The organism is Methanosarcina sp., from assembly GCF_035390745.1.
In the GTDB taxonomy this organism is placed as follows: Archaea; Halobacteriota; Methanosarcinia; order Methanosarcinales; family Methanosarcinaceae; genus Methanosarcina.
Map to the genome: position 1 here is coordinate 1 of NZ_DAOOUJ010000009.1, position 5,509 is coordinate 5,509.

Consider the following 5,509-nt stretch of genomic DNA (forward strand, 5'->3'; position numbering starts at 1 on the left):
AGAAAAAGGATACAGAGTCAATCATATTTTACAGAACTTTCGCTACACTGCCTAGCCCTCACCAGAACTACGAGTTTCTCGGTTTCCTGTTTCAATCAGGAAAAGCCTCCAAAAAATAGAACAAAATTTTTGCATGGTTTTTATGTGTTTCAAATATTTAATACTTTCATATTTTCTTTCTGAGTTATATTTCTTGCAATAACTCCACGATGGCACATGTTTACATCGGCTTCAAAGCACATTAGAGCAACACGGTGGCTTCGGCTTAATTCCGTAATTCTATCCAAAAGCTCAGGATGATCTTTTATTGTCGTTTTCTCGTAATTCTCAAAGAGTTTTTCATAATCTTTGAGTGTAAGAAGGTCTTTTCTCTTTTCCCCTTCTATACCAAGTTCGGGAATGTGAAGATATCGAATCTCTGAGTTTTCGAGATAATTCTTAAGGCTATTTTTTGTGAAATCAAATTTCATGCTGAAAGGGTTTTTCCTGACATCAACAAGAACATCTATGGCGTTCTGAATTAAGACATTAAGGAAAAAGTCAATATCTCTTCCTTCATATCCTATAGTAAAAAGGCCAGGATCAAATTTTTTCACATCCTGACAAGGAAGTAGTTTACTTCTTATTGTATAATCAGGAAACTTTCGATATACATATTCCATTATTTCGTTGTCAGAATCGAATTTGTTCACAACTCTATTTATTTTCAAAGTTGCCTTCTGGTCAATCCCTTTTAAAGCTATTTTTCCTTTTTCGATTAATTTAAACTTTTTCTCCTTTTCGATAATATAGCCTTCTTTTTGTAACTTGGAAATATCAGTATAACAAACGTTGGAAAAAGGGCCATAGTGATGCGGGAAAAAATGATAGAACTTAATTAATTTGTCTATTTTCTCTACATGAGATGACAAAAATAGGCTCTTCACTATCATGAATCTCGAAGATAAGTCCTTCTCATGGAGTTTATCTATGGTGTAAAGGAGAGCTCTTTGTCTATGATTCAGATTTTTCATTAAACTACCATCTATCAAGTGTGTTTATGTTCAAAATACTTCCATTTAACGATATTCTATGATTTTTTCATTAGCTATTTTCACAGCTAATGATAAGACGAATTAAAAATTGCTTTATTTATTAAATAGAATTCTGCTCGAACTATAAATCTTTACTTTATGATTAAGTTGTAGTTGTTCATCAAGAATTTAATGTCCATATCATTCATCATATTGAATAATCATTCTTTGTATTGAATGACTAATAGATCTTCTCTATTTTTTCGGGAAAAACCACCCACTATTATGTGCTCATGGTCAGTGAGAAAACTAACCCAAGAAGATATCCAAAAAACTCTGCGATTTTTCCATTTTGCCAATCACACAACCACCAAAACCCATTTTTCTCAACGATCGCTCTTCTCCTCAAGCAACCAGTACCACAGCGGCACATACCTTATCCTCTTTCCATCGACAACTTCCTCGTCAAAGACATCCGATGTGATGATTGTCCCCTCTTTCATCCTGAAGTTCTTCATCCCGGCAAGCAGACCGTTTACTTCTCGTTCTTTTGTTTTCGGGTCTGACAAATCCGAGCAAACCTGTATCAATCGGGTGGGTTTAAGTCCCTCCTTTGTTACAAAATCAACCTCCAAGCCCTTTCGATCCTGCCAGTAGTAGATTTCGTTTTCTGAGTGTAAGAGCTGGATGAAAACGAGGTTCTCGTATAATCTCCCGGTATCGGAGGACAGCTTGAAGGAAACTGCATTGATCATGCCGGTGTCGATACAGTATAATTTCCTGGGCTTGTTCATCTGTTGCTTTAGCGAGTCATCATAATGGCTGACGCTGAAGAGCAGGAATGCGTCCTCAAGGTATGAAATATAATTGATTATAGCATCCGTGCTGAGGGAGGAGTAACTGGCAAACAGCCTTCGGAGAGAGTTGTAGGTATGCGGTTTTGCAATATTCGATATACAGAATAGCGCCAGGTCTTTGAATATCAGAGGATTGCGTATGCCGTACCTTGAAATGATATCCCGGTAGATGATGTCATCAAAGTATGACTGCAATGTTTCTCGATGCTGCACCGACGGGTAGACTATGGTCTCTGGGAATCCTCCTTTTTCCAGGTATTCGTTGAATCTGCGTTTCACAACTGGCCTGTCTTCCGAGTAAGGGAGTGTTTTCATATCAAAGGTTATTGAATGATAATCCAGAAATTCTGCAAAACTGAAAGGAAACATTCTGGTGCTCAGATGTCTGCCTGTTAATAAGGTGGATATCTCCTGTGAAAGCAAGGATGCATTCGAGCCGCTTATTACCAACTTCACATTCTGTTTTCTATCGTAGATTCCTTTAACCCATCGTTCCCATGACGGGAAATTCTGAATTTCATCAAGGAAAAGATACAAACGGTCTCCTTCGGATATCTCCTGAATTTCCCTGAAAGTTTCCAACAGCAGCTGCAGTTCATCCCCATTTAGCGGCTGCAAGCGGTCATCATCAAGATTCAGGTACAATATATTGTTCTTTGGCACACCCCTCTCAAGCAGTTCCGATATCATTTGATATATATAGTATGTTTTACCACATCTCCTCACACCCACTATGTCATTTACATGCGGTGCATCGATATTCGCCTCATACCTGCGTTTCTGCAATGGTGGTAATACTCTTCCCTGCCACTCGATAATGGCACTTTTCAGTTTCTCCCTTGTATCCACAAAGAATAATCAGGAATTTCTCATTTATATACTTGTCTAGTATAATCGATAAAATTTGCTGATTTTGTCGTATATAGACGATAAATTTATGAGATGACATTTTAGATGTAAGCGGCAAGAGAAAAAACAGAAAAACTCAGGCAGTCCATTCTTGCAAAAGCGTTTTCAGGGGAACTTGTTGAGACAGAGGCTGAGATTGCAGGAAGGGAAAGTAGAGATTATAAAGATCTGATATTTACTTGAGAAGATAAAAGAAGAAGAGTATAAAGAAAAGGCAATTCTATTTCTGTTTTTTGAGTCGCTTTCACATCTCCTTTATTTTTACCAAACGTCGAAAGCCATAAATACTTTTAAAAATAATTTTATTAGTGATGTTGCCTGCTTATATGAGTTTACGAAGGCAATTTTTCCAACAAACAGGATATTTAACCAGAATAAAACTTCTTAAAATATCTAATTTTATAAGAACTCGTGCTATTGCTGGTGGGGACCCTTGGCAGATCAATCAGATGTACATGAGAAAACACTCAGCCCGATTTCAGATGAAAGAATTGATGCATTACAGCAGCTCACAATATTTTTAGGATCCTTTCCGGACAGGCAACTGGCTCTGGAAGACATTCTCGGGCTCTGTTCCGATGAAGATAAAACTCTCAGGGTAAAAGCAATAAATGCCCTCAGAACAGTTTTCCCGGAGCTTTCGGATGAGGAAAAAGAAAAGGGCTGGAATAGTCTGCTTGAACTCATAAAAACTGAAGACCCGAAAGTATGGAAAGACCTTGTCCTGTTCCTTATTTTTGCATTCGGCTATGTGCCGGAAAAAAAGAAATCATGGGACTGCCTTCTCCGGCTGGCTGAAAATGAGAACAGGCAGATCAGGGAGCACGCAGTAGAAACCCTGATCCTGCTTTTTCCTTCCATGCCGGACAGGGAAAAAGTCTGGGATGATTTTATAGCTCTTGCAGGAAGCAGTCACAGGGAAATCAGGGAACTCGCCTCAGACGCCTTTATTTTGATATATCCTTATCTGGAAGACAGGGAAAAGGTCTGGGAAAATCTGCTGAACCTTGCTGGGAGCGGAGACGGCTATGTGAGGGACAGAGCAGGAGATATAATGGCACGGGTCTTCCATCAGCTCTCCGATCACAAAAAAGCCATGAAAGACGTCGAAAATCTGACCATGAAACAGATGGACTATACAGCCCGTCGAGCTGTAAAAGTACTCCAGGAAGATTACCCCGAGCTTTCCGAAGCAGAAAACCCTGCTGAAGAGCTTTACAAACTTGCAGCAGAAAAAGCTCCTTATGCAAGATGGAAAGAATCCGGCACAGAAAAAAAAAGGACAGGAAGCTTCAGCAAAAAAATAAAAAAAACTGAAAACTAAGATAAAACATCATTTAACTAATCCAATGGATTCATCAAGATAAGGATCCAGAGAAGAAAGCGCCTGTCCTCTCCTGTACTCGGATTTAATCCCTTCTGCCATCTCACAGGCTTTTTTAATAATTTCTTCTTTTCTTTCCCCATCCAGATATGGAATAACGAAGGAGAGGGCTTCAGGTCTCACATCTTTATCTTTAAGGCTGGAGGCTAATTCAAGGGCTTCTTTTATGGCCTCTTCACTTTTTTGCCCATCCAGGTATGGGACGAGCAAAGCAAGAGCCTGTACCCTCAGATAGTCGGACAGAATACTATATGCCAGCTCAAGGGCTTTTTCTAAAATCCTTTCATTTCTTTTCGAACCGTAAAGATGCGGGGCAAGCGAGGAAAGGATCTGGAATTTTGCATCACTGTATTGGATGTGGAAAGCAAGAGCAAAGATATCTTCGATAAGCCTTTCTTTTCCCGGTCCTCTCAGATGCGGAATAAGAGAACAAAGGACAAGAGACCTTTCGTCTTCATCCTGGATATTGGATGCAGAACAGAGGGCTTTCTCTATATGTTCAGCCAGTCTCGGTTCATCCAGATAAGGAACAATCAGGGAAAGAGCCTGGGACCTTAAGTCCCCATACTCAATTCTGGAGGCAAAGTCAAGGGCTTTTTCCATAAATTCCTCTTTTTCCGGCCCTTCCAGCTCAGACAGAAGCGACATGCGGGACTGAAACTTCTGGGCTTCGCCTTGACCTTTAATATTCATTTCTGCAATTTTTGCCATTCTTATAGCGCTGGGACTGCCTTCTGATCTAATTCCCTGATTAAGCTGAATGTGCGTGTAGTGGCGCCTCAGATTTCTGACATTGATACTGGTTTCGGGAGCGGCAGTTCCCTGGAGAGGAGAATTTGTTTCACAGTTTGGCAGCTTTAACTGCTCTAAATCCTGGACCTTACTTTTTTCTGCCAGAAATTCTTCAAGCATTTTATTTAATTCTTCAAACACTTTATTTTTATTATTTGAACTCTGTTTTTTAAGCCTGAGAACTTCCTTTTCGATTATCTCCTTTGTTGTCTTTTCTTCCATAAAAGATGAAACTTCTAAAGCTAAATCAGGATCCTGCTCAAGAGATTCCAAGATCTCCTGAGTCAAAACCTTCTTTACCTCAGGATCAGAAGGTGAAATTATCAAATCTCCTGCGGCTTCTTTTAACTCAGGCTTTCCTTTAGAACACAGCTTCTCCCATAATTTCTTCTTAATCACCCATATATCAAACCCCTCTTTTTTCCCGGCGATTAAATCAGCCTTTTTAGATCCGATAACCAGATAAGGAATTACAGGCTCAAGAAGATCTGTGATCGTTTGTGCCGTCTGTATGATTATTAAATCCTGTTGCCGCATTATTTCATCCTTCATTT

The 5,509-nt window shown here is 39.5% G+C and carries 4 protein-coding genes; 1 reads left to right on the plus strand and 3 read right to left on the minus strand.

What is annotated here, in order from left to right; genetic code table 11:
• Positions 1 to 149: 149 nt before the first annotated feature.
• The gene (locus PLL47_RS04080) at positions 150 to 1,013 is read right to left on the minus strand and encodes a DUF488 domain-containing protein (protein WP_324444927.1); all 864 of its coding nucleotides are present in this window, start codon (positions 1,011 to 1,013) and stop codon (positions 150 to 152) included.
• A gap of 386 nt (positions 1,014 to 1,399) precedes the next feature.
• Positions 1,400 to 2,719: an ATP-binding protein gene (locus PLL47_RS04085; protein ID WP_324444928.1), complete on the minus strand. Its 1,320-nt coding sequence runs from the start codon at positions 2,717 to 2,719 to the stop codon at positions 1,400 to 1,402.
• A gap of 493 nt (positions 2,720 to 3,212) precedes the next feature.
• Here PLL47_RS04085 and PLL47_RS04090 point away from each other — a divergent pair, with 493 nt between their 5' ends.
• On the plus strand, positions 3,213 to 4,103 hold the full coding sequence (locus PLL47_RS04090) for a HEAT repeat domain-containing protein (protein ID WP_324444929.1): 891 nt from the start codon (positions 3,213 to 3,215) through the stop codon (positions 4,101 to 4,103).
• A gap of 9 nt (positions 4,104 to 4,112) precedes the next feature.
• Here PLL47_RS04090 and PLL47_RS04095 read toward each other — a convergent pair.
• Positions 4,113 to 5,509: hypothetical protein (locus tag PLL47_RS04095; RefSeq protein WP_324444930.1), on the minus strand; the 1,397-nt coding region annotated here is incomplete at its 5' end.

Bases quoted from the DNA above. Each gene is read 5' to 3' on its own strand.
- PLL47_RS04080 (WP_324444927.1), bottom strand. From the start codon at position 1,013: ATGAAAAATCTGAATCATAGACAAAGAGCTCTCCTTTACACCATAGAT.